Below are 26,869 nucleotides of genomic sequence, written 5' to 3'. Positions count from 1 at the left end.
CCCACAGCAGACCTAGGCTCTGCGCGCTCCCATCACCCGAGCCAGTTCGACAAACTCCTCCACGCTGACCGTTTCGGCTCGTCGCTGGGAATCTATGCCTACTTGATCCAGCGCCTCCAGCGCCCCCGGTAGACCTTTGAGGCTTTGGCGCAGCATCTTGCGGCGTTGGCCGAAGGCGGCGGCGGTGAGGCGTTCGAGATGTTTGAGCTGCACGCCTTCTGGCGCTGCTTTGGGCGTGATGTGGACCACGGCGGACATGACCTTGGGCGGCGGGGTGAAGGCGCTGCGGTGAACTTTCATGGCGATGCGGGCGTCGCTGCGCGATTGGGACAGGACCGCCAACCGGCCATAATGGTCGCCACCGGGTTTCGCGACGATGCGCTCGGCGACTTCCATCTGGAACATGAGCGTCAGGGAGGACCACCAAGGCAGCGGGTTCCATTCCACAGACAGCCAGCCGATCAGCAGGGCAGTGCCGACATTATAGGGCAGGTTGGCTATGATGTGGGCATGTTCGCCAGCTTCGGCATGCGCGTCCACCTGCATGGCGTCGCCGGATATGATGCGCAACTGGCCGGGAAAGGCATCCGACAATTCAGCTAGAGCGGGCAGGCAGCGGTGATCCCGCTCGACCGCGACCAGCCGCGCTCCGGCTCGCAGGATCGCGCGGGTCAGGCCGCCCGGGCCGGGTCCGACCTCAAACGCGGGCTGATCTTTCAGTGACCCGGGGATGGCGGCAATGCGATCGAGCAACTGTTCATCAAGCAGGAAGTTCTGGCCGAGCGCCTTGCTCGCTTGCAGGCCGTGCGCAGCGATGACTTCCCGCAACGGCGGCAGGACCCGCCGTGTATCAGCCCCCATGGCTCAACCGCGATCGCGCAGCTTCGGCCGCCATCTTGAGTGCGGCCATCATCGCGCCGGGGTTTGCGCTGTCCGTTCCGGCAATGCCGAAGGCGGTGCCATGGTCGGGCGAGGTGCGCACGATCGGCAGGCCGAGCGTGATGTTTACGCCCTCATCGAAATGCAGGGTCTTGAGCGGGATCAGCGCCTGGTCGTGATACATGCACAGCACCGCATCGTATGTTTCGCGGGCGCGGGCGTGGAACAGGCCATCGGCGGAAAGGGGGCCGACAATGTCCATGCCTTCTTCCCGCAGCGATTCGATCGCCGGGCTGATGATCTCGATTTCTTCCCGGCCCAGCGCGCCGCCCTCACCCGCATGGGGGTTGAGTCCGGCGACGACGATGCGTGGGCGCGGGATGCCGAAATTGCGCTGTAGCCCTTTGACCGTGGTCATGGCGCGGGCGCGGATCAGGTCGATGGTCAGGACCGAGGCGACCTCCGCCAGCGGAATATGGATGGTGACCGGAACGACCTTCAATGAAGGACCGGCGAGCATCATCACCGCATTGTGGGGGGCTACGCCGCAACGTTCGGCGACGAATTCGGTCTGGCCAGGATGGGTGAAGCCGACGCCGTAAAGCTGCTCCTTGCCGACAGGGGCGGTGACGATCCCGGCGGCCGATCCGGTGCGGGCGAGGCCCACTGCCGCTTCCAGTGCCTGAAACGCAGTGCGCGCGCCGTCTATGCTGGGGGAGCCCGGCACGATTTCACCGGCGTCGGCAACCTGGAGGCAGGGAAGCGCGGTGTCGAACAGCGCCGCAGCCTCTTGCGGCGTGGCGATGGGGGCAACAGGGCCGGACCAGACCCGGCGCAAGGATGCCGCGTCACCCACGGCGAAAAAAGTGGGCAATCCGCGTGCTTCGCGCATCACCCAGCTTTTCGCTACGATTTCCGGCCCGATCCCCGCCGGGTCGCCCAGCGGGACGGCAAAAGGTGCCAGCTCCGGTCGAGCCGAGGCTGGATCAGTTATAGTCGATGATGGCATCGCGGCGAAGGTCACGCAGATAGATGCGGGCGCGTTTGTTGACCCGTTCTTCCTCCAGCTGAGCCATGATCTGTTCGGGGTTCGGCGCGGCGGCGCTGCTGGCTTCATCGCGGCCGCAAACGACGAGAACGCGCACGCCGTCATTGACCGAGCCAAAGGGAGGGGTCGCTTCACCAACTTGCAAGCCGAGGAGGATGTCCTGCAACTGCGGCGGCAGGTCGCGCACCTTCACATTGTCATTGTCCACGACATCGGCGCCGATTTTGCCACCCAGTTCATTCGCCTGGCCGCATCCCTTGATCGTCTTGATCTGCGCGGCGAAGCTGGCCGCCTTGGCACTCGCCTGCTCCTTGGTCGTGCCGGGCGGGAAGCTGATCGACAATTGCTTGAGGCTGAGCAGAGAGTCGCGTGGATCGGCGGTCAGCACCTTGCGCTTGTCCATGACATAGATGACGGAGATGCCGCCCGGGACGGGGATGGGACCAGCGAGCTGCCCAACCTGCATTTCATTGGCGGCCTTGGCCAGTTCATCGGGCAACTGCGCCGGGCGAACCCAGCCGAGGTCGCCGCCGACAGCAGCCGTCGAAGCTTCGGAAAACTGCCGGGCGTAGGCGGCGAAGCTGCCGCCCTGCTTGATCTGTTCGATGATGTTGCGGGCGTTCGAGACGATCTGCGCCTCATTTTCGGGCGTTGCCGACAGGTAGATTTCACCGATGCGATATTCGTCGCTGCCCTTGGCCGCGTTCATGCGATCGACGACCGACTTCACCTCATCGGCGGAAACGTTGACGAAGGGCTGGATGTTGCGGCGGAGCAGCCGGCTCCACGCCAGCTCGCCTTCGATCTGGCGCCTGATGCTGGCGGGCGCGCTGCCCTGCGTGCGCAGATATTGGTCGAACTGGGCGGGCGACTGCTTGAAGTTCGCCGCGACACGTTCATAGCTCTGGTCGATTTCCGACTTGTCGATCTTGATGTCGTGGGCGGCGGCTTCCTGAATCTGAAGCGTCTCGTCGATGAGGTTGCGCAGCACCTGCACGCGCAGACGCTCCCGTTCCTCTGGCGACACCTTGCCGCCATTTGCCGCGAGGATGAGCGCCAGGCGCTGATCCACATCGGTGCCGGTGATGATGCGGCCGTTGACGATGGCCGTAGCCTTGCGGACATTGGGATCGCTTTTGCCAAAGACGGTCACGTCCTTGGGCAGGTTCAACTGCTGCGCGGCAACCCCTTCATCGTCATTGACGGTCTGCGCGGCGACAGGGCTGCCGATCGATCCCAACAGGATAGAGGACAGGAGCAGGGCGCGCGCGCTGGTCCGAAGCGATTGTCCAAGGCGGGAAGGCGGGGAAACGACAGGCTGCATCGTCGACAAAACTCTCCATTACGGTCCAGCGCGTGATGCGCCGGTCCGCCTTAACCGGTCCTGAGCGGCCAGAACCGGTCCTGAACGGGAAGGCTGATCCTTATATGCCGATATTCCGAAAAGCCAGCCGTAGTTGGAAGCTATTGCCCTTTCGCGCGTCACCGGCGGCCAGATAATCGCGACGCCACGTCAGGCCCAGCGTCAGGCAGTCATCCTGATAAGCGATGCCGAGCCGGTGACGGACGGGTTCGTAGCCGTCGGAGACGCTGAGCGGATCTTCTTTCCTGTCGGTCAGATCGACGACGGTGGACCCGAAAACGGACCAGAAGCGGGCAAACTGCACACGGCCGCCGAAACGCAGTTCCTCGCGGTCCTGCAAATCTTCAAGCCCCGTCGCGGCGTTCCGGTTGAGCCGGAGATAGCCGACCATGGCATAGGTTTTGCGGCTGCCGATCGTTGCGTCGATTTCGTTGCGGCGCACCGCCAGCCCGTCCTTGTCCAGGCGGAAACGGTGGATGAGGCTGACGAAATCCCGGAAACGGACGGTCGTGCGGCCGACGATGTCGGACATGCGATCGGAAAGGCCGGTGCCGTCGGGCAGGATGCTTTCTCGACTGTTGAGGCGGTAGCTTTGGCCGACCACGCTTTCCAGCGAAAAGCCTGGCAGGGAGAGGCTATATTCCAGACCATAGGTGATGCGGGTCGAATCTTCGAACCGGTCATAGCCTGCGAAGCGATTGAGCGCGAAGAGGTTGCTGTCTTCCAGATCGATGGCGCGCGCGTCTTCATTGGGTAGCGAAAGATTTGCCAGCCGGGGCGCTGCTACGATCTGCACGCGGGGCGCGATCCGCTGCACGCCGCCGAACGCCTCACCCATGAAGGGCCAGCGGACATCGATCGCGGCTGCGGCGATGCCGCGCGCCTGCCAGCCGGGATCGCCGGCATAGCGGGCGATGTTGTTCTGTAGATTGTCACTGCTGTGATAGACGTCGCCGCGCAGATAGGTGGTGAAATTCACCTCCTGACCCATGCCCGTCAGCTTGCGCAGGTTCCATTCAAAGGCAGCGAAGGCGCGCTGCGTATCCTGACCGTGGGTGCGGGTGATAGCGAGGCTGTTCGCCTGAAACTGAATCCGGCCGCCGAGCAGCGGGTCCATCAGACGCAGGCGATAGTCGATCACGGGCAGCGCGATCGGCGTTTGCCCCTGCGGATCGCCGAGGCGCAGCGTCTGGACGGCCCAGCCCGCGATGGAGAAATAGCTGTTCTCGCCGATGCGCTGGGCGCCCAGGGTCGAACGCAGCCGATCGTCGCGACTGATGTCGTAGCGGCGCAGGAAGGTGCGGTCGCTCGCCACGCGGAGCGATCCGTTGACGCTCCATTCCGGTGTCAGTTGCATAGCGCCGCTGGCATCGACATAGCCGCGGAAGCCCTTTTCCGATCCCGCTGGGCCGGTGGAGCCGGGCAGGGAACTGCTCGCGTCGATCCGCCGCGCATTGGTGACATATCCGGTGATCTGATAGGCGCCACGGTCCCAGCGATGGCGGAAATTCGTTTCCAGCATCGGCAGCGTCTTGGAATAGACGTGCGGCGTGATCGTCAGGTCGCGGTTGGGCGCCAGCTTGATGTAATAGGGCAGGGCGACTTCGACGCCATTGTTCCGGTCGTAGCGGAGGTTCGGCACCAGCAGCCCGGTGCCGCCCGTGTCGCCGACCGGGTGTGAAAAGCCGGGCAGCGGAATGAGCGGCAGGCCGAATATTTCCACGCTGGCGTTACGGTATCGCACGCGAGCGGCGACGGGGTCGTAGACGACCTTTACCGCCTTGATCTGCCAGGTGGGTTCCTTGGGGCAGCCGTCGCTGTCCACTACGCTGCAGCCGGTATAGGCGGCCTTGTGCAGCGTATAGACGCCGTTCACCCGAACGCCCTGCACGGCCGCCAATCGGCCGCCCGACTGAAGCACCAGCAGCATGTTTTCGACCGTGCCGTCCTTCAGCGTGTCGGTCACCTGGAAGCGGTCGCCATAAGCGATATTGCCTTCGGGATCGGTCGCCGAGACATTGCCGCGCGCTTCCACTTGTCCCGTGGTCCGGTTCCACACCACCTTGTCCGCGCGCAGCCGGTTGCCTTGCCGGAGCAGCTGGACGTTGCCGGTGGCCGTCACGATTTCCGTATTATTGTCATATTCCAGGGCATCGGCCGAAAAGCCGATTTGCTCGTCGGTCGCGGGCACGGGAGCGTCGGGCGCGCTGACGGGCGTCGGCGGTGATTGCAACTCCTGTGCGAAGGCATGCGGCATCCCGCCCATGCAGGCGAGCGCCGCGCTTGCGGCCAGCATATGTTTCAGACGCGAGGAACGGGAAAAATTCTGCAAGGGGATCGTGCCTCTTCAGGGGCGCTTCGTTGCCCGCCTATCGCATTGCTTTGCGCGCGCCGCAATCTTTCGTCACGCTTCTTTTACGGGAAATCGGTCGAACGGCTTTGCCAGATGGGGCAAGCGACATTATCTGGCATGGAGCGTTCCTAGCGCCACACGATCAGAAAAGCAGAAGAAGGACCCTTGATGGAAATCGCATTCACCCCGGTGCGTCCCGACGCCGACACGCTGGTCTTTGCCGTTCCCAAGGGCGGTTTCGATGCCTTGCCGATCGCGGCGGCGCCTACTCTGGCGGCGGGAGCGGCGGCGGCGCGCTTCACGGGTGAGGCGGGGGCAAGCTTTGAAAGCTTCGCCGAAGAGGGCGGCAAGGTGCTGCGCATCGTTCTGGTCGGCACCGGCAGCGGGAGCGAAGCGGATTATGAGCGAGCGGGCGCGGCGCTGACCGCGCGTCTGCTGACGAGCGGGGCGAGCCATGTCGCAGTGGAATTTTTCGGCGGCGCGGCTGGCGACAAGGCGGCCCATTTTGCCTTTGGCGCATCCCTGCGCGCCTGGCGGATAGATACCTACCGCACCCGGCAGCCGGAAAAGACGAAGCCCACATTGATGAAGCTGTCGGTCGTGGCGAATGACGCGGACGCGCATTGGCAGCGGCTTTCGGCGGTGGCCGATGGCGTCACCTTCACGCGCGAGCTGGTCTCTGAACCCGCGAACATCCTGTATCCGGAAAGCTTCGTGGAACGCTGCCGTCATCTTGAACAGCTGGGCGTCAAGATCACCGTTCTCGACAAGGCGGCGATGGCGGAACTGGGCATGGGCGCATTGCTCGGCGTTGCGCAGGGGTCGGTGCGCGAGCCACGCCTGCTGGCGATGGAGTGGGATGGCACGGGCGGCGCGGGCGACAAGCCCATCGTCTTTGTCGGCAAGGGTGTCACCTTTGATACCGGCGGCATTTCATTGAAGCCCGGCGCGGGCATGGAAGACATGAAGTGGGACATGGGCGGCGCAGGCGCGGTCGCGGGCGCGATGAAGGCGCTCGCGGGGCGCAAGGCGAAGGCACGCGTCATCGGCGTTTGCGGCCTTGTGGAAAACATGCCGGACGGCAACGCGCAGCGTCCCGGCGACATCGTGACCTCCATGTCGGGCCAGACGATCGAGGTCATCAACACCGATGCCGAAGGTCGACTGGTGCTGTGCGACGTCATCACCTGGGCGCAGAAAACCTATTCTCCCGAGGTTGTCATTGATCTTGCCACACTGACCGGCGCGATGATCGTGGCGTTGGGCGATCAATATGCCGGACTGTTCGCCAATGACGAAGGGCTTGCCGAGGATCTGCTCGCTGCTGGCAAGGCGGCAGGCGACCAGCTTTGGCGCTTTCCGCTAGGCGATGCCTATAACAAGCTAATCGACAGCCCGATTGCCGACATGAAGAATATGGGTGCGCGCTATGCGGGATCGATCACCGCCGCGCAGTTCATCAAGCGATTCGTCGATGATGGGGTCAAGTGGGCACATCTCGACATTGCGGGCATGGTCTGGGCGGATAAGCCCGGTGCAACCTGGGACAAGGGCGCGACCGGCTATGGCGTGCGCCTGATCGATCGTCTGGTGGCGGACAAGTTTGAGCGCTGATGCAGGTCGATTTCTACCAGCTTAGCCGTGATCCTGTGGACCGGGTGCTGCCCGCCATTGCCGCGCGCATACTCGGCCTGGGTGAACGGTTGTTGGTGGTCGCGCAGGACGAGGCGCAGCTTGAACGCATTTCGGCCGGGCTGTGGAACGGGCCGCCGGAAAGCTTCCTTGCCCACGGTCGGGCGGGGGAGGGCAGTGAGGCGATGCAGCCGGTACTTCTGGCGCACGATTGCAGCCCTGCGAACGGCGCCCGGCATGTCGCCATAGCCGATGGCATCTGGCGTGAAGAGGCGCTGGATTTCGAGCGGGCTTTCTACTTTTTCGACGCGCTGACCGTCGACGGTGCGCGAGAAAGCTGGCGCGCCCTGTCGAAGCGGGAGGGGGTGACGCCCCGCTTCTGGCGGCAGGAGCAGGGGAAATGGGTGCAGGGTCCGTGAGCGAGTGGGGCGGTCACGCCCCCTTGCGGTGCGGAGCGGCGCGGTCTAAAGGGCGCGCCAATTCCAACAATCCGGAGCTTTTGAGCCTCATGGCCGTGACCCGCACCTTTTCGATCATCAAGCCTGACGCCACGCGCCGCAACCTGACCGGCGCCGTGACCAAGAAGCTGGAAGAAGCAGGCCTGCGCGTCGTCGCGTCCAAGCGCATCCGCATGAGCCGCGAGCAGGCCGAAGGCTTCTATGCCGTTCACAAGGAACGCCCTTTCTTCGCTGATCTGGTTGCCTTCATGATTTCCGGCCCGGTCGTCGTCCAGGTTCTGGAAGGCGAAGACGCCGTGAAGCGCAACCGCGACATCATGGGCGCCACCAACCCGGCCAACGCCGACGAAGGCACGATCCGCAAGGATTATGCCGAGTCGATCGAAGCGAACTCGGTCCATGGTTCGGACAGCGAGGAAAATGCCGCGATCGAGATCGCCTATTTCTTCAAGCCCGAAGAAATCGTCGGCTGATCTAATCGATCAGGATGAAAAAGGGGCCGGGGACGCAAGTCCGCCGGCCCTTTTTTGTTTTGGGCGGGAGAAGGTGAGCGATCTCGCCTTTCAGGCACCTCTCCCGCCTTCGCTGCGCTCGGCACCTCGGCCAGAGTCATGCGCCTCTGGCAGACCCCTGAAGGAGATAGGGAATGGCCTCCAAGACCGAATCTGCCGACGCCTCAATTGGAAACCGGCGGCGCCTCGAATCGGTCGATCACCCATTCCTCAGCCTGTGCGCCGCCGATCCATTCCTGCATCCAGGGATGATTGACGACCGCCTGCATATAGGCTTCGGCAAAACGTGCGACGGGCAGCTGATAGGTTATGAAGCGCGTCACGACCGGGGCGAACATCACATCCACCGCGCCAAATTCGCCGAACAGGAAATCGCCCACGCCACCATAACGAGCTCGGGCCTGTGCCCATAGCTGCATGATGCGGGCGATGTCCTGCGCGACAGCCTCGGAGGGCGGTACGGCGTCGTAAATCTGGCGGATGTTCATGCTGTGCTCGCGCCGCAGCGCCGCGAAGCTGGAATGCATCTCCGCCGCCATGGACCGGGCCATCGCCCGCGCCGCCGTATCGGTGGGCCAGAATTTGTCGCCGCCAGCCTTCTCGTTCAGATATTCGATAATCGCCAGGCTGTCCCAGACAACGGTGTCGTCGCCGTCCCACAATATGGGCACCTTGCCTGAAGAAGGGGCGAATTCATCGCCTTCGCGCCGCTTTTCCCATGCTTCATCATAAAGCGGGACCACGACTTCCTCGAACGGCAACCCGCTGAGCTTGCAGGCGAGCCAGCCGCGCAGAGACCAGCTGGAATATGCCTTGTTGCCTATGAATAGCTTCATCATCGCCCTTCTTTAGACGGGCGAAGGAAGGGGTGTCGAGAGCAACCGGACGGCGCATTCGAGTCGCTTTCTATATTATTTTGGTAGAAAATACTTTGCGCGGGGCTTGGCGGCATCATGGGCGTCGTCGTATGGCGCAACGGCGAACTGAATGCGGAAGTGGGGGAATTATGGACTGGCTGCATGGAATAGCGGGCCTGTTCGTCGGAATCATGGTCGGAATGACTGGCGTTGGCGGCGGGTCGCTGATGGCGCCAATCCTCATCCTACTGTTCGGCGTAGCGCCGGCGACGGCGGTCGGCACCGACCTCTGGTTCGCGGCCATCACCAAGTCAGTGGGCGGTGCGATTCATCATCGTCACGGCGGGCCAGATGGCGGGCCGGACTATCAGGTGGTGAAGCGCCTGTGCCTGGGGAGCCTTCCCGCCGCGCTGATCACGCTGTTGATCCTTTCCCAGACGCATGTGCAGCAGATCAAGAGCGGCATTGTCACTAGCGCGCTGGGCGGCGTCCTGATCATTACGGCGGTTGCAACCCTGCTGCGTGGACATTTCCACCGTTGGGCCTTGGCCCGCCGCGTTGGCACCGCCGATCGCTTCACGCGTTGGCAGCCTCCGCTGACGGTTGCTGCGGGTGCGCTGCTGGGGGCGATGGTAACACTGACCTCCGTGGGTGCGGGGGCGATCGGCGCGACCTTGCTCCTTGCGCTCTATCCCCTCCGCATGCGGCTGCAACGTTTGGTGGCGACGGATATTGTCCATGCCGTGCCGCTTACCCTGATCGCCGGGCTGGGCCATCTTTGGATCGGCAATGTGAACGGCATGCTGCTCGCCAACCTGCTGATCGGGTCGATCCCGGGCATCATCATCGGATCGTTGCTGGCGACGCGCGCATCAGACCGCGTGCTTCAGCCGTTGCTGGCGATCATCCTGGTTCTGGTGGGCTGGCGCCTTATCGCAGGATGAGGCAGCTTTGGAGGCCCGAGCCAACTTATAACCTTCCTTCGCTCACTTTCGCGACTCTTCGGAAATCTGCCACTGTTCCCTTTATGATCGTCCGACCTGTTCCGCTTGCGTTCGTTGACCTTCGCCTAAAGTCGCTTCATTATGAGGGAACGAATGAGGTGACACATGGGCAAGCTGACAGCGACCACAGTCAAGAACGCGAAGCCGGGCCGTCACGCTGATGGCGAAGGGCTTTACCTGCTGGTGAGGCCTACAGGCGGTCGGTCCTGGCTGCTGCGTGTCCAGTTTGACGGAAGTCGCCGTGATATTGGCTTGGGCTCGGTTGATCTCGCACCGAGAAAGATCACATCCGGCGATCCGGTTGATGACATTCCTATTCTGGAGCGACGGCTGCTCACTTTAGCCGAGGCGCGCGAGAAGGCCGCCATTCTGCGGCGGCTCGCCAAGGCTGGGCGCGATCCAGTGGCAGAGAGGGACAAGGATCGCCGCGCCAGTCGCACATTCAAGGATGCCGCCGAGGCCTATAAGAAAAGCATGGCGGGCACTTGGACGAAGGCGCACACGTCTCGCTTCATCAATTCCCTGACGGAGCATGCTTATCCGCACATCGGGGCAAAGCCGGTGGATCAGATTGATGCCGCCGCTATGCGCGATGCCCTCGGTCCGATCTGGACGACGATGCCCGTAACGGCAGGGAAGCTGCGCCAGCGGATCGCGGCAGTCCTGAACTATTCCAACAGCGAAGGGTGGCGTTCGACTGAAGCGCCGCTGCGCGCCTTGTCCTTCATGCTGGGCGAGCGTCCGAACGGAGGTAATTACCCGGCGATGCCCTTTGAGGAGGTGCCAGCCTTTGTCGCTGGGCTGGAGGCCGATGCGGAGACGATGGGCAAGCTGGCGCTCCGTTTCCTGATCTTCACTGCCGCGCGATCGGGTGAGGTCCGCAAAACCACATGGGCGCATATCGACCTAGACGGCAAGCTGTGGAACCGACCCGCTGAGATCATGAAGGGGCGGAAGGCGAAGGCTCATAGCGTCACACTCAATGATCAGGCGATTTCCGTTCTCAAGCGCGCGGCGGAATTGACCGGGGCGGATCCAGATAAGCCCGTCTTCCCCGGCAGCAAGGGCCAGGCGCTGAGCGACATGACCATTTCCAAGATCATGCGCGACAAGGGGTTGGAGTATGTGCCGCATGGGTTCCGGTCCTCCTTCCGGGACTGGGCTGCTGAAAGGATGCCTTCGATCCCTGATCCCGTGGCAGAGGCGGCGCTGGCGCACATCGTCCCCGACAAAGTGGTGGCTGCCTACAAGCGGACGACATTCATCCAGTTACGGCGCGATTTGCTGGACGCATGGGGAGAGTTTCTGACGGTGCCGACGAATGTCGTTCGCCTGGCAGTCGGATGATTAGGAGCTTCAATTGGCCTGGAAGGGCGATTGAAGGAGAGGGGGCTAGGGCGACGGCCCGAATGACGCGACACTCCGCCGCGTTGCCCTCTCTTTCTGAATGGTGGAGCGACCTGCGGAGTGGGTTATGGAAGAAGGAGCAGATGGCGGGGACTTCCTGCCTCTATCGGAATGTCACGCAGCGCTGATCGATGCCTATCCATGGGATGCTTCGGAGAAGTTGCTGAGCGCATTGCGGGATGGAGAGATCAGGGCAGTAGCCGATCGCTCGCTGATCTTCAGCGGAGATAGCGTCTCAACTCATGACGGGCACCAAGTGCCGGTTTGGGTCTGGCAATCCGTAATCAAACCCAACGTGGACTACCGGAGCAGCGCCTTGGATGCCAATGAGCAGCGCGGAAATCGCCGGGTGAAGCTGAGAGGTATCAAATGCGCTGCCGCCGACTTCCGTACGATCTTCGGGGAAGCGTTGGCGGCTACAACCGATCCTGAGGGGCAGTCCAAAGTCACCGCCGTAGACGCTTCGATCGACGGCGAACCAACGGACCCGCCGCGAAGGGGTGGTGGTGGGCGTCGGCCAGACAAGGCCGGGTGGACGCGGTTTTCTGTGGCGTTGGCCGTGTGGGTAAGCAGGCGCGATGATACAGCAGCGGGGATTGCAGCAGTCGGGACCGAAGAGGTTCTTAAGGAGCTAGATCAGATAGCGATGAACGAACTGCCCGAACATCTGCGTGGAGACCTTCCGCGCACGACCTATCAAGATGCAGTTGCTGCTTTCAATGAGACATTCCACCATCTCGCCGGGAACTAATATCACGGCAATTCGCGGCGGTTGTCGGCCGTAATTCGCCGCAGCTTCCGGCTTTCTTTCGCTGTCATTCGCTGCACCCCGCAGCGATGAGCGAAAGGAACTGAGCACATGGAGCCTCTTGCCGTCTCCCCAAAGGTCGCCTTCGCCAGCATTGGTGTCGGCGTCACCAAGGGATATGAACTGATCGCCGCTGGCGAGCTAGAAACTTTCAAAATCGGACGCGCCACCCGCGTCACCACCTCAAGCATCAAGGCGCTGGTCGCCCGCCGCCTTGAAGATCAGGGCAAGGTGGCTGCCTGATGCCGGTGGCCACGGCTGGGGAGCCGAAAACCCCTAAACAGAAACGCCGCCCTGTGGGGACAGAGCGGCGTCAATCTGGTTCAATGATCTCCGCACAGTATAATGACGCAGACTGGCCGGTGCAACTTCTCCGCAACCGCCATCGCCTTTCCGTTCCTTATGCGCGCGTGATCGCTTCCATTCTTTTCGGGGAGGAAGCCGATGCCTGATAAGATCATCATCACCAAAGCCGCGATCGGTGGCCGCTTCGTGGTCAGCTTTGCGCCTCGTTCCATATCATGGCCCAGTCTTGAATTTCGCAACCTTGCCGGAGCCAAGGCTTGCGCCGATGCCCGCCATTCAGCGCACGGCTGGGCGATCATCGATCAGACGGCGGAAGGAGGCGCGGCATGATGGTTCCCGCCGATATGGCTTTCGCCATTCTGACCGCCCATCGTGACGGCCAGACCCGCCTGACGCGGCGTAGCGGCCAATTTCTGGGCCAGCTTTGCGCGGATGGCGACATGCCGCTGAGCGATGCTCAATCCAAATGGCTCCATCAACTCGCGGAACGCGCGGGATTGGAGGTCGAACATGGCTGACTATCCTAATTATCCGGGGGCCTATCCCGTAGACACCGCCATTGCAGCGGCGGACTTCATCGCTCCCGCTGTTCCTTATCTTCAGAAGCAAATCCTCACCGTTCTGGCCGAAGTGGCCCAGGCAGGGGCGACGGGTGACGAGATCGCTGCCCGGCTCGGCTGGGAGCGGTTCCGCGTCCGCCCTCGCACAAGTGAACTGCGGATCAAGAAGGCGATCGTGGACAGCGGTATGCGCCGCAAGAGCGATGCGGGCATCGCAAGCATCGTGTGGGTTCTGCCCGCCTATCGCACGAAGGAGGTTGCCAATGGGTGAGGTCGTCCCCTTCCTCCGATCCGCTGGGCTCCCGGAGCCAGCAGAAGGCGGGACCATTCATATCTGGATGCAGGGTCCCGAGCATTTCGAAATCGGGCATGAAAGCCGCTCCGGTAATAGCTGGGGGTACTTCGCCACCTTCTCATGTGCGGAAGTGGCAATTGCTGCCGCCCACCGCCTGAACAGGGAGGAATTGGATGGGAGAGCCGGGGTCTATATTCCCGCTGCGATCCTAGCCCATGTTGCGGGAGGGTTTGAGAGATGAGGGAATTTTCCCACCCAACTCGACGCCCTTATCGTCCCGCTCCAATGGAACAAGACACGGTCGCGGCCTTCATCTCGGCCATGGAAGCGGCGGGGATGCGTCCCGCAGAGCCTATCGCGGATCGCCTAGGCCCTGATCTGATCCGCTTCTCATGTGAGGGTGACGGATCAGGCAAGCGCAATGGCTGGGCGGTCCTGCATCTTGATGGCAGGCCAGCAGGAGCATTCGGCAATTACCGCTTGCAGGTCAGCGAAAATTGGCGGGCGCACTGCGGCGAGCGCCTCCCTTCTGCTGAGCGGCGCGCGTTGCGTCAACGTCATGAAGCCGCCCGCCAGAAACGGGAGGCCGCGAAGGCGGCTGAGCGTCTGAGTGCGGCGGAGCGGTGCCGGGTGCGCTGGCTCAATGCAAAAGGGGCTGACCCCCTCCATCCTTATCTGATCCGCAAGCGGGTTTCAGGCGAAGGGCTACGACAGGAGGGTAATCGCCTGCTGGTGCCGATGGTCGATGCTGAAGGGGCACTGTGGAACCTGCAAGCTATCGCGCCGGATGGGTCGAAGCGCTTTGCCAAAGGTGGGCGGCAATCTGGCCTGTTTTGCTTGATCGGTCAGCCTGACGCTGTGGTGATGGTCGGGGAAGGCTTCGCCACCTGTGCGGCGGCGCGGCGGGCAACCGGATACGCGGTGGCAGTAGCATTTTCTGCCAAGAACCTGACCGCCACGGCGCTGGCGATGCAAGCAAGCTACTCCGATTGTGATCTGGTGATCCTAGCCGACGATGACGCGCACCTGATCGACCATCCGACAATCAAGAAGAACGTAGGCCTGGAAGCCGCGACCGCTGCGGCCCTGGCTGTCGGCGGGCGGGTCGCGCTGCCGCCTCGGGGAGAACATGACAATGGGTAAAGTAGCAATGGACTTTGCGGATGCGGGCGATGACGCCGCGATCCGTGCGGCGATCGGTGGAGCGCGCGTTGCGCCGTTCCCAGTGGTGCCAGATGTGGACGTGCTGCGGGCCGGTCGCCGTCCTGCTCCGCAGATGCCTGCCGACATGTTCGGGGAGTCTTGGCAGTTGGTCAGCGATATAGCGGAGGGTGCTGGCGCTCCGGTGGATTATGCCGCCATCGGCTTTGTGGCTGCCTGCGCCAGTCTAATCGGTGGCAAGCGGCGGGTTCGCCCCTATCGGGAAAGTCCATGGTCAGAACCTTGCATCCTTTGGGCAGGTGCCGTGGGGGACCCTTCAGCAAAGAAGTCGCCTGCACTTGACGCGATCACCGCGCCGTTGCGGGGTATTGAGGCGGACCACGCCTTCGACCATCAAAACCGGCTGCTTGCCCACTACGCCGATGTCGAGCGGGCGAAGGTTGAGAAGCAAACTTGGCAGAAGGCGGTGGAAGCTGCCCACAAGGATGGAATGGGCACGCCCTCCATGCCCGCCGCTGCCGTCGAACCGGAGGAGCCGCAGCGCCGCCGCACCATGATCATGGACGCCACGCCAGAAGCGGTTGGCTCCATCCTCGCAAGCAACCATATGGGCACGCTGCACTTCCGAGACGAGTTAGCGGGGTGGCTCACCAGCTTTGACCGCTATTCGCCTGGCGGTCGGGAATTTTGGTTGGAAGCCTATGGCGGTCGCCCTTTCGTCATCGACCGGAAGGGCAGCAAGACGGCGCTGACGATCCCCTTTAATGGCGTGTCGGTGCTGGGCGGCATTCAGCCTGAGAAGATGGCGGGTGCACTGCTGGGCGCGGTGGACGATGGTCTTGTCGCCCGGTTTTTGTGGGCGTGGCCTGATCCAGTACCGTTCCGCCGCCCTCGACAGTTGGCGGACGTGAGCCGCCTGGAGGCGATCTATCGCCGCCTCGATGGCTTGGAGTGGGGCCGTGACGCAGATGGCAAGCCCATCGCCATCACCATCCCGCTGGCCCCGGAAGCGTCAGACCTGTTCGAGGTTTGGGGGCGGTCCAACAGTGAGGGCATGGAGGATGCGGCTGCGCTGTATAAGTCCTTCTGCGGCAAGCTGGAGGGCGCGGTTCTTCGACTGTCTCTCACCGCCGAATTGATGGCCTGGGCGACGCGCGGCGGCGCTGAGCCGGAAACTATCAGCGTGCAGACAGTCGCAGCGGTTGCCGAATGGGTGGACGACTATGCCAAGCCCATGGCGCAGCGCGTTTATGGGGACGCCTCTCTGCCGCTGGTTGAACGCAATGCCGCGATCCTCGCGCGCTATATCATGAAGACCAAGCTGGACCGTATCAACAAGCGCGAGTTGAAGCGGTCGCCCCACAAGAGTCACCTGCCGACGATGCGCAACGCCCAACCGATGGACGAGGCTGTGTCATACCTGTGCGATGCCGGATGGCTGATCGAGGTCGGCGGGCGAGACGGTGAGACCGCAGGTCGCAAGAGCGGTGATTATCTAGTCAACCCTGCCGTACACGGAGGTAAGTGATGGGACGCTGGCTCGACCTCGCCAACAGCATGGGAACGGAAAAAGGGGGCGGGGACAATAGGGACGTTAGGGACGATAGCCCCCCCACCAGAGCTAATGTCCCTATTGTCTCTAATGTCCCGCCATCATCGGCCCGAGATTTGTTCAGCGAATGGGGCCGGGGAGTGGCTTCCCTTGATCCCGATAGGCCTCTGGGGAGCTATGCTCCTGACCGATGGCGTCGCATTGTTCGGGATTGCGACACCCTCAGCGCGGATTTTGGGAGGAGCGCCGCCGCTCTTGGCTGGTCAACGATCGACCTGTTCGGATTTCCTGTCGGTGGCGCAGAAGGGATCAATCTGGGCGGCTTGATCTGGCGATTGGATGGTGGACGGATTATCGCCATGGACGAAAGTTGTGCCACTTACCGTTGGTGCTTCTCGGACAGGACGAGCCGTTTTGCCAGCGGCTACCTGGATCAGGTCGCGGCAACCTTCACGCCTGTGTGGCGACTGCCTGGCGAGAATGATTAGATGTTCAGCGCGTCTTCCAGCAGACTGAAGACGCGTCGCGGTAGCGCCTGCACTAGAGGGCAGCTGGGAACAACTCCACCTCGCTGACGAGCATCTGGTTTCGGCGCGCCAATGTTTCGCGAAATTCCTGCGCCTCCACATCTCTGAAGAATGTAGCGTCTGGCGCAAGCCGATGAACCGCCTCCTCTACATCCTCAAGGTTCGCGCGGAAAAACTCCTTACGAAAATTCTGAGCGTTGATCCGGGCACTTTCAAATTCGGCATGGAGCGCACGTTCAAGCGCGGGTGCATCGTCGCTGTAGATCATGGCATGGGTGTCAAAGACGAACGGCACGCTGGCGTCCCCCAACTCCCGAACGCGATCCATCGGGTCCAGACGACGAGTGAGGCCGATTTTCACGACGCCTTCGCCGAAGGAGCCAATGTTGGAGATGATGTAGACATACCCCGATCGCGTCCGCTCCGCCATCGCTTGGGCGCGCTCAAATCTGGCGTGGGCTTCCGCCAGATCTTTTTCCAGAATTTCGATCTGAGCCGTGAATGCTTCCAGCTTGGGTCCAACCGCCGCTGCGGCCTCGGCTTTCGCTTTTTCCAGGAGGCGCGCGTACCGGGCTTCTTCTTCCTGAGCGTCCTCCATATCCCGCAAGAGCTTCTGCTCTTCCCGCGCTAGGCGAAGAGCTTCAGCTTTTTCGTCCCGCTCAGCCTTCTGCTTTTCCCGGTACTCGTGTGTCAGGTACAGTTCCTCTAGCCGCAGCCTCAAGAAATCTTTGCTGATGAAGATGGCGTTGGAGGCGTTCAGCTTGTCGATCTGTTCGTAGGCCCGAACGATCCGTTTCTCCATCGCGTTGACATTGTTCCAGCGCGTGTTGGCAATGGCCGCATCGCATTCATTGTTGAAGGCCCGTAACGTGAGCTTGATGCCCCGATTGGTCATTACCTGACCCTTCGACTGGCTGCCATCAACGCTCCAGTTCGTATTGCAGAAGACCGCAATCTTTTCGGAGATCATGCGCTTCTGCTTTTCCCGGCATGCTTCTACAGCCGCCTTGTAGGCGTCGCTATCGCCGTAATCGAAGTGAGGCTCGTAAACTCCCATTTCAGCGAAGGCGAGCCGATCGTCGAAAATCGCTACCTCGCGCATGAGCCGGTCATAGACCTCCTTCTTCTCCTGATATCCATCGCGCAGCGCCGTGGTCTGGGTTTCAAGCGACCTAATCTCTGTCTCAACCCTCTCCTTTTCCGCGTCTACATCGGTAATCCCGGCGAATCTCGCTTTGAGGCGATCAATTTCAGCGACAGCCTCTGCTTCAGCGGCCTTGTGGCGGATGGCAGCTTTACGCCACAGAACTGCGAAGACGACCGCAGCAATCGGAGACAATAGAAGGATTATCGCTAGAATTGCGGTCGTGGCTTGGCTCATATGAAATCCCCCTAGTTCTTCAATTCCAGCGATTTGGATACTTGTAAATAGCTGGCATCGCTTCAGGATAGGTTGCGCGCAGTGCCGATATATGGCACTTTCCTATTAGGCGCTGACGGCCTCAACGGTCACTCGGAAGCCCCGACCGAAGAGGGGAAGGCGCGGACTGCCTCAAGTGTCCCTCGCAGCCGGAAGCGAAGAACGGCGGGCAACAGGCAACCCTAAGTTGGCCTTCCTGTCTTGTTCGAGGTCACCCATGGCCGGGATACTCACCCAACTAGCTGCGACCGATCCACGCGCGGCTCGATCGCAATTCCCCCAACCAACGTCGGGTTCTCACGGCCCCAGTCTGCTGACCAGGATCATGGGCGGCATCAACACCGCCGCGAATGAACTGATCAACCCTACGAATCCGATTGGAAAGTTTGGCGCTTATCTCGGCGCGGCATCTGGCTCGCCTCTTGGCGCGGCTACGATGGCTGCGATGCGTGATCAGCGCGCACAAGGCGATGATGAACTTGAGCGCGAATACAAGCGCGCCATGATCCAAAAGGCTTTGCGGCCTGAAACCTTCTCGCCGCGCTACTTCGAAAGCAACAGCGGCGACCAGTATATGATCGGGCAAGACGGCCAGCCCAAACTCGTCTTCAAGGATCCCACGCCCAAGACAGAGTATCAGTGGGTAAAAAACGGGGATGGCACCATGACCGGAATGCCAATGCCGATCGGCGGCATTCCAATGCCGACCACCCCGCCCAGCGCTGAACTGCCAGCTGGGTTCACGGTCGATAAGCCGGAAGGAGGCGCTGGTTCTGGCCAGCGTCCCTTTCGCTAGTCCCCCGACCAGGCTCCGCAACGGCAGCATGACCAGCGGCAGGCGCACCGTGCAAGGCAATCAACTTGTCGGCGGTGTGCCGAACAGCTGGCACGTCGATGGAGATGCGGTTGATTACGACGGCCCCGATCTGCCCGCACTGCTAGGCGAGGTTCGTCAGATGTTCCCGCAAGGCAAGGCCTTCATACACCGGGGGCATGTTCACCTTCAGCAGCGGGGTCTCAACGCCCCTTACTTCGGCCGGAACGGCACGAAAGGACTGAAATAATGGCGCAGTATCAGGAAGGGCAGACTGCCACCGGCCCCAACGGACAGAAACTTGTTTTTCGCGGCGGTGTCTGGAGCCCGGTAAACAGCGGATCAGGTGCAATCACTATCGGCACGCCTGATCCAACGCTTGGCAGCAAGATCGCTAAGGGCCGGAATGAGGCAGCCGCCTCGGAATATGATCCGGCGCTCAATGCTGAAAATTTGCGCGGTAAGCGGCTCGCGAACGACAAGCTGGAGCGGGACCTTGCCGAAGCGAAGCCGAACGGGCGAAAGCTGACCAGCGCCGCCTTTGGTGAGGCTGTGGCCGGATATAAGACCGCGCAGCAGCTCCGCCGCTTGGTGCAGGACATTCAGGACCGCGACACGGAAGGCCCTGGATCGACCAAGGGGCTGATGGGCCTGAAGGACCTATTCCCCACAACTGCGAATGATCGGCTTGATAAGGCTGGTCAGGCCGTTCGGGGGTTAGTCGGGCAGGCGCTCGGCTTCACAGGTGGCCAGCTAAACAGCGTCAAGGAAGCCGAGATGGCTGTTGGTCCTTACATCCCAGACTCGTGGGATAGGGACCAGACCCGCCTGGACAAGATTCGGCGGCTTCAGCAGCTTGCGAATGACGCGGAAGCTCGCTCGATCGCTATTCTCGGCGGCAGGCCGGACGAAGCGGGCAACATCATTCCGCTGGACAACGGCGGGATGCCTGCCTCGACGCTCGGCCCTGCGGGTCCGGGCGATGCCGTTCCTGATCCTAGTGGCGACCGACAGTTTGTTACTGAAGAGGATCGGCTGATCGCGGAGGAGGCGCAGCGGGCGTTCAACAATGGTGCGGGCCGCGACGAATTGGATGCAATCGCGCGCAAATATGGACGGCCTGCCTACGGTCCGGACTTGGATAAGGCAATTGAAGCGCGCAGGGCGGGCGGGCGTGCCAACTTCCCCATAGAAGCGACAGGGCTCGAGGATGGCGGATTCGCTGGGGGCGCGCTGGGTGGCGCTGCGGCCACACCAGGCGGTGCGTTCATCGGCAGCTTCAGCAATGCAATGGTGCCCACGCGGCTCATCGATCCGGCAGGTGCCGATCGCCTCGAAATGCTCAAGGCTCAATATCCTGGAGCCGCTTTCGCCGGTTCAGTGATCGGAGGCATCCCGGCTGCCGCCGCATTGGAATTTGGCGCGGTGCGTGCGCTTCCGGGCCTTTCTGCGCTCAGCGCGTCGCGCATCGCTGACACCGCCTACGGCGCATATCAGGGGTATGGCAATGCGGAGGAAGGTGAGGGCGGTATGGGCGCTGTCATCGGTGGCATATCGGGCCTGCTAGGCGGAGAGGCTGGGCGGCGGCTTGTGAGCGGAACGGGAAGGGTCGTTCGCGGCATCAGCGATCCCGCTGTTCGCTATCTTCGGGGGCAGGGCGTAGGCCTCACTGCCGGTCAGGCGATCGGGAGAACAGCCAAGCAGGTGGAAGATCAGGTAACAGGATACCCGATCATCGGCGGGATCGTGGGCAATCGGCGTGAAGAAGGACTTGTCGACTTCAACCGTGCGATGTTCCGCCAAGGGGCGGAGGGTGCCCAAATCGCCAACATCGGGGAGCGCGGAGCTGAGCAGTTGGATGATCTTGTGACGCGCACCTATGCGCCGCTTGAAGCCGTGTCCATGACTGCCGACGCGCCGCTCATGTCCGACATGGCAGCGGCAGCTTCGCGTGGCCAATCGATTCCCGGTAGAGCGGATGACTTCGATTATGTTGTCAACACGCGCGTTCGACCCAACTTTGACGCCAGTGGCGGGATGTCCGGCCGCAACTATCAGGATGCCGTTCGTCAGCTCCGGATCGCAGGAAACAATCAAGGCATGGCTGCCATGCACCCAGGTGACTTTTCCGATGCGCTGGCTGGTGTCGAGGACGCGCTCACCGGCATGGTGCACCGTCAAGCACCTGAAGCGGTTGACGCGCTGGAGCAGGGGAACCGCATCTATCGCAATCAGGCCATCATCGATCAGGCAGTGAAAGCCGCCCGCAATTTCCGTGGCCCTGATGGCGATGCGGTGGTGATGCCGTCGCAGCTTCTAACCGCAGCTACGCAGAACACGAACAAGTTTGGCGGTGCAAGTCGGGCAGCTACCACGGATCGTCCCTTCTATGAGCTGGCGACCGCAGGACAGGATGTGCTCCCCAGTCGCGTCGGTGACAGTGGAACGGCGGGTCGCTTGGCTTTGCCTGCTGCGGCTCTAGCAGCCACAGGCGGCGGTGCAGCTTATGGGGGCAGTGAGGGCGGCGTGACTGGCGCAGCGGCAGGCGGGGGCAGCACCCTTGCCATGCTGGCTGGGCTGGCTGCCCTTGGAGGCACAAAGACAGGGCAGCGGGCGATCGTCAGCATGCTCGCTGATCGGCCTGAGGTGGTCCGCAGAGTTGGCGATGTAATCTACAACAAGCGCGCGCTCGGCGGCGCTATTGGCGCTCCCGCTGTCATTGGCGGCGTCAATCTGCTTGGTGGGTTTTGATCTCAGGCGGCGCGATATGCAGATTGCGGCTGAGCCAGATGTTCCCGGCGACGCCAGCAATTGCGCAAAAGGCGAACAAGCCGACGATCAGGAACAGGTCCAATCGTCTCCACCGGCGCAGATTGGCATCTGTTCCTGCGGCAGCATCTGCGGCGATGGCGCGCTCTTTCTTCCGCTCCCAATGGCCGCGCAAAGCGGCGGCGATGCCGGTCGAAAGCGCGATGGCGAGGATCTGTTCCCATCCGATCATGGGCTTGTGATACTTGCAAAGGAGGAAGTTGACCATGGATGAAGAGTTTGAAAACGAACTGCTGCGGCGATCAGCCCGGGGTGACGTTGCAGCGCAAGTCGAATTATCGCAACGGGCGCTGGTGGAACCGTCTCTTACGGCCGTTCAGCAATTCACCGTGGCTGAGATCTTCGCGCGCCAAGCTGCGTGCCAACATTCGGAAGCGGGGTTGCGACAGTTTGCTGCTGTGCTGGTCCTTCAAGCGAGCTTCGTGTTGCAGGCAGGAGACCGAGACCTGGGGGCGCAGAAAGCCGGACATGCGCTTGCCATTCTCGATCTGCTGGCTGATGCCGACGTCGAGAATGCCAGCCTAATCATCGAGCAGATGCTGGATGCTGCCGAGGTGGACGGTGTTCGGGAACAGGCCATCGCCGTGGCTAAGCAGATGGCCAACATGGATTTGGCCTGCGCCTGACTGATCGGGCTCTCTAAAGTAGAGGGAAGTAGATGACGCGCGCGAAAACAGGCGGGCGCACCAAGGGCACCCCCAACAAGACAACGGCCATGATGAAGGCCGCGATCGAAGACGTGTTCGAGAGGCTCCAGGATAAGGATGGCGGCAACAATGCCCATTTCCTGGGCTGGGCGCAGGAAAATCCGACCGAGTTTTACAAGCTGTCGTCCAAGCTGCTGCCGCTGCAACTGACCGGCGCGGACGGCGGGGCAATCGAACTGAGCATCGGGGAGCGCATCTTGCGAGCCCGGAAGCGTGCAAACGAAAAGGAGGAAGATCATGGAGAATGAGCAGCGGACCTTCGATCCTACGCGGAGAAAGACGGGGTTCGCGCTCCGGCTCTATGATCTGCGCTGGAACCGGTTGCGGCTGACGCAGCGGGGATTTGCCGAGCGCTACAATCTTGGGCAGCGGACGATCCGCGATCTGGAGCAGGGGGTGTCAAACCCTACTCCGGCCATGCGCCTGATCGTGGCGGCGATCGATCGCGATCCAGCGTGGATGCAGGAAGCTGCGAAGATGGTGGTGCAATCGAATGCGCAGTGACGGGGACAGGTAAAATCCGGACGCCGTCACGAGGAGTCCCTCCAATCGCGGCTGGCAAAGCAACGTGCATCAGCTAAAGGACCTTCGAAGTTCCTACGCTTTGGGGAGAACATCAAAATGACTGAGAGTGGCTGGCGAGTGGGGCGCGGATTCCGTGACGATTCGAATGGGGAAAAGGTCTTCACCGTCATAGTTGAAGATCGGCGCGATGGTAATCAGGTGAGGATATTTAGCCACGACTCCTCCGACGAGGCCGCTTCCGAGCGGCTGGTCAAGGATCTAGCTAAGATGTTCGAACACATAAGCGGGTCGAAGCCGGAGATTTATTCGGGCAACGAATAAGACCTAAACTAAGCGCCCCGATCCTTGTGAGCCGGGGCGCAGAAGTTGCTAGTGACGCGGGTGGCGCGGAACGCCTCGCTTTCGCTTCAGCAGATGCCGCTTCGTTGGCACAGTGGGGTGCCTACAAAGCCTGTGGTATCGGACGCGGCTTTTGATCACGCCCCGCTCTCGCCAATGCCCCTTCACGGGCATGCAGCGATTATGTCTGATGCGGCGCACCTGATCGCGGTAGGCTTCAGGATCAGCGAACAAGCCGATGTCGCCGTCATCGATCTCCCCAAGCTCCTCGCCACCATAATCGGGATCACTCACGGGGCACCCGGGGCCAGGCATGTAGGTGTTATGGTCGCAAAAATCGTCCTCACCCAAGGAGCCGTCCAACTCATCGCCGTTGGGCTCCAGGTCGGTGTCGCCGTCCATGTCGTCCATGCGGTCGATCATCTGTTGCACAAGGCTGTCCAACTCGGCGCGGGAAAGGCTTGGAATGACCGATAGCAGGCCAGCAAGTGTCAGCCGGGTGCTTGCCTGACGCCTATCCCTGCGGCGCAGCAACCGGCCTTGGCGGCGCTGGTATGATGATACCCGTGGAGCTTTGCTTGCCATGATCAGGCCCTCCCTTCCAGCTTGGCCAGAAAGGCGACGATCTTCTGCCGTGTTGCATAGCGGATGTTCTCGCCAGACCTGATCCGCACCAGGAGGTTCGGATCGTTGCTCATCTGCTTGCCGAACTGGCTCTCTGACATGCCGTGTGCGCCCATAGCGCGATGGATGCAGGGCAACAGGTCGTCGGCAGGCGCTGCCTTCGGCTTGATTGTCGCGGGGTCATTCTCAACCGACTGGATGAACGCTCTGACGCGCGCGGCAACGCGGGAAGATGGATCGCGGCCCTTGCGCAGGTCGCTAACGAGCCGCCCGTCACCCACCGCTTCTTTGCCGAAGCTGGTTGCCGACATGCCGGTGCGCTTCAGTGCCCGCTCAATTTCCATTAGAATTGGAGGGGCGTAGTTGGTCGACCGCGTTGGCCTAGCGCTGGGTAGCCGAGCCTTTGCCGCCTGATGGCACGGTTCCGGCTCGGCATCCCTCATTGCGGGAGCCTCGCCACGAATGCAGGCGTCGATCCACTCCAGATCAGCGTCGGGCTCGATCGGCGCTCGGGCATGGGCAAGGGCCGAATAGTTCTGCCGGTACTTCAGCATGGCAGCGCCTCCATCGGGCTGGAGGCAAACAGGAGGGATTTGACCGCCTCCCGCTTTGCCAGGTCGCTCCGCAAAGGTCGTTCGTGGATGACTAGGGCAGCCTGTTCGGCTTCCGTGATCGTCAGCGACCAGTGCAGCCACACGCTGTCATTGTTGACGGTGTAGCCGCCCCCCAGTTCGACATAGCGGGCCAGCCATGCAGCCGGATCGAACAGGCAAGCGCCGGGGATGGGGGCCGAAGCCCCCTGAATGTGGTTCGCAGTGTGCATGGGTCAGGCCTCCCCGGTGATCGAGGAAAGCAGCGGGGCCAGGTCTCCATTGTCGTCGCCGTACTCTCTGATGATGAGTTGCAGCTTGGCCGCGATGATATCGGGATCGCGAGACGGGTAAGAGATGATCGCCTTGATCGATGCGGTCAGTCTGTCGAGTGCAGCGCTTTGGAAAGCCTCTGCCTGGTCATAGCCAGAGATACGGCGGGCCTCTGCTTCGTCTTCCTGATGCTTTTTGCGAGAGGCCGCGACCTCCGCATTGTATACGTCCGGGTCAAAGAATATGACGCCGTTCTCGTCTATGCGGTTGGGCCGCAGGATAGCCTTCCACATTTCGGGCTTGAGTTCATAATAGCGCGTCTCTGCCGCGTCCCAAGCTTCGAACGCTTCGCTGTGGGCGGCGTTCGCGCGCGCCATCTCAGCAAGAAGCGCACGCCAGCGCTCATCGTTAACGGGCGTCTGCGGTGCGCAAACCAGTTGCGCGGCAGCCTGCGCGGTCTGCGGAGCAACAATAACGGCGGGCAGGATCGCGAGAGCGCGCATGACAGCGCGCCGCGAAGTTGATACTTCGGACATAGCTTCAATCCCTCTTCAGCAGGGGTTGCGGTTAGGCCTGGGGGAAAGGGTGCAACCTTTCCTTCAGGTCGCTACTGTGTTAACGCGGTTCTCATGAGTGGTCAAGAAACTTCGTTAACACAGAAACGGCGCGGGCCGAAGCCTACTGGTAAGGGGCACGTGGTAGGGGTCCGCCTACAGGCTGATGACTTGGCGGCGCTGGATGAATGGGCTCAGGCTCAAGCAGATCAGCCGGTAAGAGCTGAGGCAGTGAGGCGGCTGCTTAGAAATGCACTTCAACGATGAGAAAACCGAACGAGGCTGCAATAGATTCGGTTAGCGTCTACATATCTGACCTGCGAGAGGTATCGGCGGCTGACGCGGCCGCGATGGTCCAGCAGCGCGATGATCTAACCAGCAAGATCCGGTTTGGTTTGGTTGCCTTGAATGGCGCATCGATCGTCGCAATGATGGGGCTGCTTAACGGCTCCGGAGATCTGGCGCGCGCCCTAGGGTTTTCGTCGCAGGTCGCGTTTTGGTCAGTTGTCTTCTTTCTGATCGGCGCGATCAGCGCGGGCGTGTGTTTAGCCTCTCACCAGAATGAGATGATTTTGAAAGCCGGGTACGCGAAAGCCCGTTTTGACCGCTTGCGAGGGGCTCACATGATCCTGCGCGCGCCCGAAGAACTAAACCCCGACAAACTGAGGCAATCGATCGCAGCGATCGACGAGTCACACAAAGACTGGGACGAAACACTCAAGCCTAACGTCAAGGCGATTAGGGCTCAGCATCTTGCGTCCGGCGCATGGCTAGGGGGCGTGTTACTCCCAATCCTGTCGTCTCCTCATGTGACCACCTCGTGGCATCGCGTTTGGAATATTGTGACATCATTGACCCATCCTTTCATCTGACTATCGAAAGCGGGGTACTTCAGGGTCTTCTGCGGCCACCTTCCCGCCTTGGGAGCCCTCGTAGAAGCTGGCTGCCTGCCCGCCGAACAGTGCGGGAAAGGCGGCGCTGATGGCCGCCGCTTTCCAGTTCCGTTTCCAAATTGACCGCAACAAGAAGCCAAGCGCGTTGAGGGAGATGATCACGAATATGAGGCAGAGCGCTCCCCAGACGTAAGACATTCGCTTCCCTCTATCTACGCTGGCGTTCCATCCTGCGATCTCCACGCTCGCGCCTAACAATCCCGTCGAGCATGTCCAAAAAGGCATCAGCGGTAAGGTAGAAGGGCAGGGCAAAGATCATCGCCACGGTCGCGATAGCCTGCCATCTTGACCATGCCGGGCTGCTCAGGGCTGCGCCAATGATCGCCATGGGTATTCCAACGACGACCGTTGACCCAACAGCGCAAAGCGCCAGTGCCAGCATGAGGAATACCCCTCGTTTCCATCGCTCGATCAGATGGGTGATCCGCGCACCTGCTTCACTGATCGTCGTGTGCCTACCCATAAAGTCCGCGTCTCCCCTGACCAATGGCTGTCCCGCCTGACGCCTACCCCGCGCGG

At 61.7% G+C, this 26,869-nt stretch carries 35 protein-coding genes; 22 read left to right on the top strand and 13 right to left on the bottom strand.

The window, feature by feature from the left end:
* Positions 1-12: 12 nt before the first annotated feature.
* The 4 genes from rsmA to ACZ5YV_RS07430 form a co-directional block, all read right to left on the bottom strand.
* Positions 13-861, bottom strand: coding sequence for a 16S rRNA (adenine(1518)-N(6)/adenine(1519)-N(6))-dimethyltransferase RsmA (gene rsmA, locus ACZ5YV_RS07445; protein ID WP_464787061.1), 849 nt, complete (start codon positions 859-861; stop codon positions 13-15).
* On the bottom strand, positions 851-1,888 hold the full coding sequence (pdxA, locus tag ACZ5YV_RS07440) for a 4-hydroxythreonine-4-phosphate dehydrogenase PdxA (protein ID WP_464787060.1): 1,038 nt from the start codon (positions 1,886-1,888) through the stop codon (positions 851-853). The genes rsmA and pdxA overlap by 11 nt, the downstream gene beginning before the upstream one ends.
* On the bottom strand, positions 1,866-3,251 hold the full coding sequence (locus ACZ5YV_RS07435) for a peptidylprolyl isomerase (RefSeq protein ID WP_464787059.1): 1,386 nt from the start codon (positions 3,249-3,251) through the stop codon (positions 1,866-1,868). Before ACZ5YV_RS07435 ends, pdxA begins: the two co-directional genes overlap by 23 nt.
* A 100-nt stretch (positions 3,252-3,351) precedes the next feature.
* Positions 3,352-5,556, bottom strand: a complete 2,205-nt coding sequence (locus tag ACZ5YV_RS07430; protein ID WP_464789173.1) for an LPS-assembly protein LptD — start codon at positions 5,554-5,556, stop codon at positions 3,352-3,354.
* Positions 5,557-5,811: 255 nt separating this feature from the next.
* Here ACZ5YV_RS07430 and ACZ5YV_RS07425 point away from each other — a divergent pair, with 255 nt between their 5' ends.
* From ACZ5YV_RS07425 to ndk, 3 genes are all read left to right on the top strand, one after another.
* Positions 5,812-7,257 (top strand): leucyl aminopeptidase, encoded by a 1,446-nt coding sequence (locus ACZ5YV_RS07425; protein WP_464787058.1) that lies wholly within the window; start codon positions 5,812-5,814, stop codon positions 7,255-7,257.
* Entirely contained in the window at positions 7,257-7,694 is a 438-nt protein-coding gene (locus ACZ5YV_RS07420) for a DNA polymerase III subunit chi (RefSeq protein ID WP_464787057.1), read from the top strand. The genes ACZ5YV_RS07425 and ACZ5YV_RS07420 overlap by 1 nt, the downstream gene beginning before the upstream one ends.
* 89 nt (positions 7,695-7,783) lie before the next feature.
* On the top strand, positions 7,784-8,206 hold the full coding sequence (ndk, locus tag ACZ5YV_RS07415; protein ID WP_009820765.1) for a nucleoside-diphosphate kinase: 423 nt from the start codon (positions 7,784-7,786) through the stop codon (positions 8,204-8,206).
* Positions 8,207-8,409: 203 nt separating this feature from the next.
* Here ndk and ACZ5YV_RS07410 read toward each other — a convergent pair whose 3' ends face one another.
* Entirely contained in the window at positions 8,410-9,084 is a 675-nt protein-coding gene (locus ACZ5YV_RS07410; protein WP_464787056.1) for a glutathione S-transferase family protein, read from the bottom strand.
* Between the two features lie 167 nt (positions 9,085-9,251).
* Here ACZ5YV_RS07410 and ACZ5YV_RS07405 point away from each other — a divergent pair, with 167 nt between their 5' ends.
* The 11 genes from ACZ5YV_RS07405 to ACZ5YV_RS07355 all read left to right on the top strand — a co-directional run bounded on the left by ACZ5YV_RS07405 (position 9,252) and on the right by ACZ5YV_RS07355 (position 16,683).
* Entirely contained in the window at positions 9,252-10,046 is a 795-nt protein-coding gene (locus ACZ5YV_RS07405) for a sulfite exporter TauE/SafE family protein (RefSeq protein WP_464787055.1), read from the top strand.
* 165 nt (positions 10,047-10,211) lie between these two features.
* Complete coding sequence (locus tag ACZ5YV_RS07400; RefSeq protein ID WP_464787054.1) at positions 10,212-11,453, top strand: tyrosine-type recombinase/integrase; 1,242 nt, start codon at positions 10,212-10,214, stop codon at positions 11,451-11,453.
* Positions 11,454-11,580: 127 nt separating this feature from the next.
* Positions 11,581-12,264: a hypothetical protein gene (locus ACZ5YV_RS07395; RefSeq protein ID WP_464787053.1), complete on the top strand. Its 684-nt coding sequence runs from the start codon at positions 11,581-11,583 to the stop codon at positions 12,262-12,264.
* 108 nt (positions 12,265-12,372) lie between these two features.
* The gene (locus ACZ5YV_RS07390) at positions 12,373-12,564 is read left to right on the top strand and encodes an excisionase (protein WP_464787052.1); all 192 of its coding nucleotides are present in this window, start codon (positions 12,373-12,375) and stop codon (positions 12,562-12,564) included.
* Between the two features lie 83 nt (positions 12,565-12,647).
* On the top strand, positions 12,648-12,773 hold the full coding sequence (locus ACZ5YV_RS07385; RefSeq protein WP_464787051.1) for a hypothetical protein: 126 nt from the start codon (positions 12,648-12,650) through the stop codon (positions 12,771-12,773).
* A complete protein-coding gene (locus ACZ5YV_RS07380; RefSeq protein ID WP_464787050.1) occupies positions 12,766-12,957 on the top strand; it encodes a hypothetical protein in 192 nt (63 codons plus the stop codon). Before ACZ5YV_RS07385 ends, ACZ5YV_RS07380 begins: the two co-directional genes overlap by 8 nt.
* A complete protein-coding gene (locus ACZ5YV_RS07375) occupies positions 12,954-13,145 on the top strand; it encodes a hypothetical protein (protein WP_464787049.1) in 192 nt (63 codons plus the stop codon). The genes ACZ5YV_RS07380 and ACZ5YV_RS07375 overlap by 4 nt, the downstream gene beginning before the upstream one ends.
* On the top strand, positions 13,138-13,458 hold the full coding sequence (locus ACZ5YV_RS07370; protein WP_464787048.1) for a hypothetical protein: 321 nt from the start codon (positions 13,138-13,140) through the stop codon (positions 13,456-13,458). The genes ACZ5YV_RS07375 and ACZ5YV_RS07370 overlap by 8 nt, the downstream gene beginning before the upstream one ends.
* Positions 13,459-13,767: 309 nt before the next feature.
* Complete coding sequence (locus tag ACZ5YV_RS07365; protein ID WP_464787047.1) at positions 13,768-14,625, top strand: toprim domain-containing protein; 858 nt, start codon at positions 13,768-13,770, stop codon at positions 14,623-14,625.
* Positions 14,618-16,171 carry a DUF3987 domain-containing protein gene (locus tag ACZ5YV_RS07360; protein WP_464787046.1) on the top strand — a complete coding sequence of 518 codons (1,554 nt, stop codon included), beginning with the start codon at positions 14,618-14,620 and terminating at the stop codon, positions 16,169-16,171. Before ACZ5YV_RS07365 ends, ACZ5YV_RS07360 begins: the two co-directional genes overlap by 8 nt.
* Before the next feature lie 164 nt (positions 16,172-16,335).
* Complete coding sequence (locus ACZ5YV_RS07355; protein ID WP_464787045.1) at positions 16,336-16,683, top strand: hypothetical protein; 348 nt, start codon at positions 16,336-16,338, stop codon at positions 16,681-16,683.
* Between the two features lie 52 nt (positions 16,684-16,735).
* Here ACZ5YV_RS07355 and ACZ5YV_RS07350 read toward each other — a convergent pair whose 3' ends face one another.
* Complete coding sequence (locus tag ACZ5YV_RS07350; protein WP_464787044.1) at positions 16,736-18,103, bottom strand: SNIPE associated domain-containing protein; 1,368 nt, start codon at positions 18,101-18,103, stop codon at positions 16,736-16,738.
* A gap of 364 nt (positions 18,104-18,467) precedes the next feature.
* Between ACZ5YV_RS07350 and ACZ5YV_RS07345 the strand changes: the two genes are divergently transcribed.
* From ACZ5YV_RS07345 to ACZ5YV_RS07335, 3 genes are read left to right on the top strand one after another with little or no spacing between them, the layout of a single operon-like run.
* On the top strand, positions 18,468-18,938 hold the full coding sequence (locus tag ACZ5YV_RS07345; protein ID WP_464787043.1) for a hypothetical protein: 471 nt from the start codon (positions 18,468-18,470) through the stop codon (positions 18,936-18,938).
* A 28-nt stretch (positions 18,939-18,966) separates the two neighbouring features.
* Positions 18,967-19,206 carry a D-Ala-D-Ala carboxypeptidase family metallohydrolase gene (locus ACZ5YV_RS07340; protein WP_464787042.1) on the top strand — a complete coding sequence of 80 codons (240 nt, stop codon included), beginning with the start codon at positions 18,967-18,969 and terminating at the stop codon, positions 19,204-19,206.
* Positions 19,206-21,707, top strand: a complete 2,502-nt coding sequence (locus ACZ5YV_RS07335; protein ID WP_464787041.1) for a hypothetical protein — start codon at positions 19,206-19,208, stop codon at positions 21,705-21,707. Before ACZ5YV_RS07340 ends, ACZ5YV_RS07335 begins: the two co-directional genes overlap by 1 nt.
* Here ACZ5YV_RS07335 and ACZ5YV_RS07330 read toward each other — a convergent pair.
* The gene (locus ACZ5YV_RS07330; protein WP_464787040.1) at positions 21,685-21,957 is read right to left on the bottom strand and encodes a hypothetical protein; all 273 of its coding nucleotides are present in this window, start codon (positions 21,955-21,957) and stop codon (positions 21,685-21,687) included. The genes ACZ5YV_RS07335 and ACZ5YV_RS07330 overlap by 23 nt on opposite strands.
* A 34-nt stretch (positions 21,958-21,991) precedes the next feature.
* Between ACZ5YV_RS07330 and ACZ5YV_RS07325 the strand changes: the two genes are divergently transcribed.
* The 4 genes from ACZ5YV_RS07325 (at position 21,992) to ACZ5YV_RS07310 (ending at position 23,338) form a co-directional block, all read left to right on the top strand.
* Positions 21,992-22,411, top strand: a complete 420-nt coding sequence (locus ACZ5YV_RS07325) for a hypothetical protein (RefSeq protein WP_464787039.1) — start codon at positions 21,992-21,994, stop codon at positions 22,409-22,411.
* A gap of 32 nt (positions 22,412-22,443) precedes the next feature.
* Positions 22,444-22,740: a hypothetical protein gene (locus tag ACZ5YV_RS07320; RefSeq protein WP_464787038.1), complete on the top strand. Its 297-nt coding sequence runs from the start codon at positions 22,444-22,446 to the stop codon at positions 22,738-22,740.
* The gene (locus ACZ5YV_RS07315; RefSeq protein WP_464787037.1) at positions 22,730-22,996 is read left to right on the top strand and encodes a helix-turn-helix domain-containing protein; all 267 of its coding nucleotides are present in this window, start codon (positions 22,730-22,732) and stop codon (positions 22,994-22,996) included. Before ACZ5YV_RS07320 ends, ACZ5YV_RS07315 begins: the two co-directional genes overlap by 11 nt.
* A 117-nt stretch (positions 22,997-23,113) precedes the next feature.
* Complete coding sequence (locus tag ACZ5YV_RS07310) at positions 23,114-23,338, top strand: hypothetical protein (RefSeq protein ID WP_464787036.1); 225 nt, start codon at positions 23,114-23,116, stop codon at positions 23,336-23,338.
* A 48-nt stretch (positions 23,339-23,386) separates the two neighbouring features.
* Here ACZ5YV_RS07310 and ACZ5YV_RS07305 read toward each other — a convergent pair whose 3' ends face one another.
* Genes ACZ5YV_RS07305 through ACZ5YV_RS07290 form a run of 4 tightly spaced genes read right to left on the bottom strand, consistent with a single transcriptional unit; the run spans position 23,387 to position 25,379 of the window.
* Entirely contained in the window at positions 23,387-23,941 is a 555-nt protein-coding gene (locus ACZ5YV_RS07305) for a hypothetical protein (protein ID WP_464787035.1), read from the bottom strand.
* Between the two features lie 2 nt (positions 23,942-23,943).
* Positions 23,944-24,534 (bottom strand): hypothetical protein, encoded by a 591-nt coding sequence (locus ACZ5YV_RS07300; RefSeq protein WP_464787034.1) that lies wholly within the window; start codon positions 24,532-24,534, stop codon positions 23,944-23,946.
* Entirely contained in the window at positions 24,528-24,803 is a 276-nt protein-coding gene (locus tag ACZ5YV_RS07295; RefSeq protein WP_464787033.1) for a hypothetical protein, read from the bottom strand. Before ACZ5YV_RS07295 ends, ACZ5YV_RS07300 begins: the two co-directional genes overlap by 7 nt.
* 3 nt (positions 24,804-24,806) lie before the next feature.
* The gene (locus ACZ5YV_RS07290; protein ID WP_464787032.1) at positions 24,807-25,379 is read right to left on the bottom strand and encodes a hypothetical protein; all 573 of its coding nucleotides are present in this window, start codon (positions 25,377-25,379) and stop codon (positions 24,807-24,809) included.
* Positions 25,380-25,747: 368 nt separating this feature from the next.
* Between ACZ5YV_RS07290 and ACZ5YV_RS07285 the strand changes: the two genes are divergently transcribed.
* Positions 25,748-26,269, top strand: coding sequence for a hypothetical protein (locus tag ACZ5YV_RS07285; protein ID WP_464787031.1), 522 nt, complete (start codon positions 25,748-25,750; stop codon positions 26,267-26,269).
* Here ACZ5YV_RS07285 and ACZ5YV_RS07280 read toward each other — a convergent pair whose 3' ends face one another.
* Together ACZ5YV_RS07280 and ACZ5YV_RS07275 are read right to left on the bottom strand one after the other, a co-directional pair.
* Complete coding sequence (locus ACZ5YV_RS07280) at positions 26,270-26,488, bottom strand: hypothetical protein (protein WP_464787030.1); 219 nt, start codon at positions 26,486-26,488, stop codon at positions 26,270-26,272.
* 10 nt (positions 26,489-26,498) lie between these two features.
* A complete protein-coding gene (locus tag ACZ5YV_RS07275; protein ID WP_464787029.1) occupies positions 26,499-26,813 on the bottom strand; it encodes a hypothetical protein in 315 nt (104 codons plus the stop codon).
* Positions 26,814-26,869: the final 56 nt, after the last annotated feature.

It is taken from the genome of Sphingobium sp. TomTYG46 (assembly GCF_055396345.1).
The sequence above is the reverse complement of the archived record's forward strand: the minus strand, read 5'-3'. Positions and strand labels throughout refer to the sequence as shown.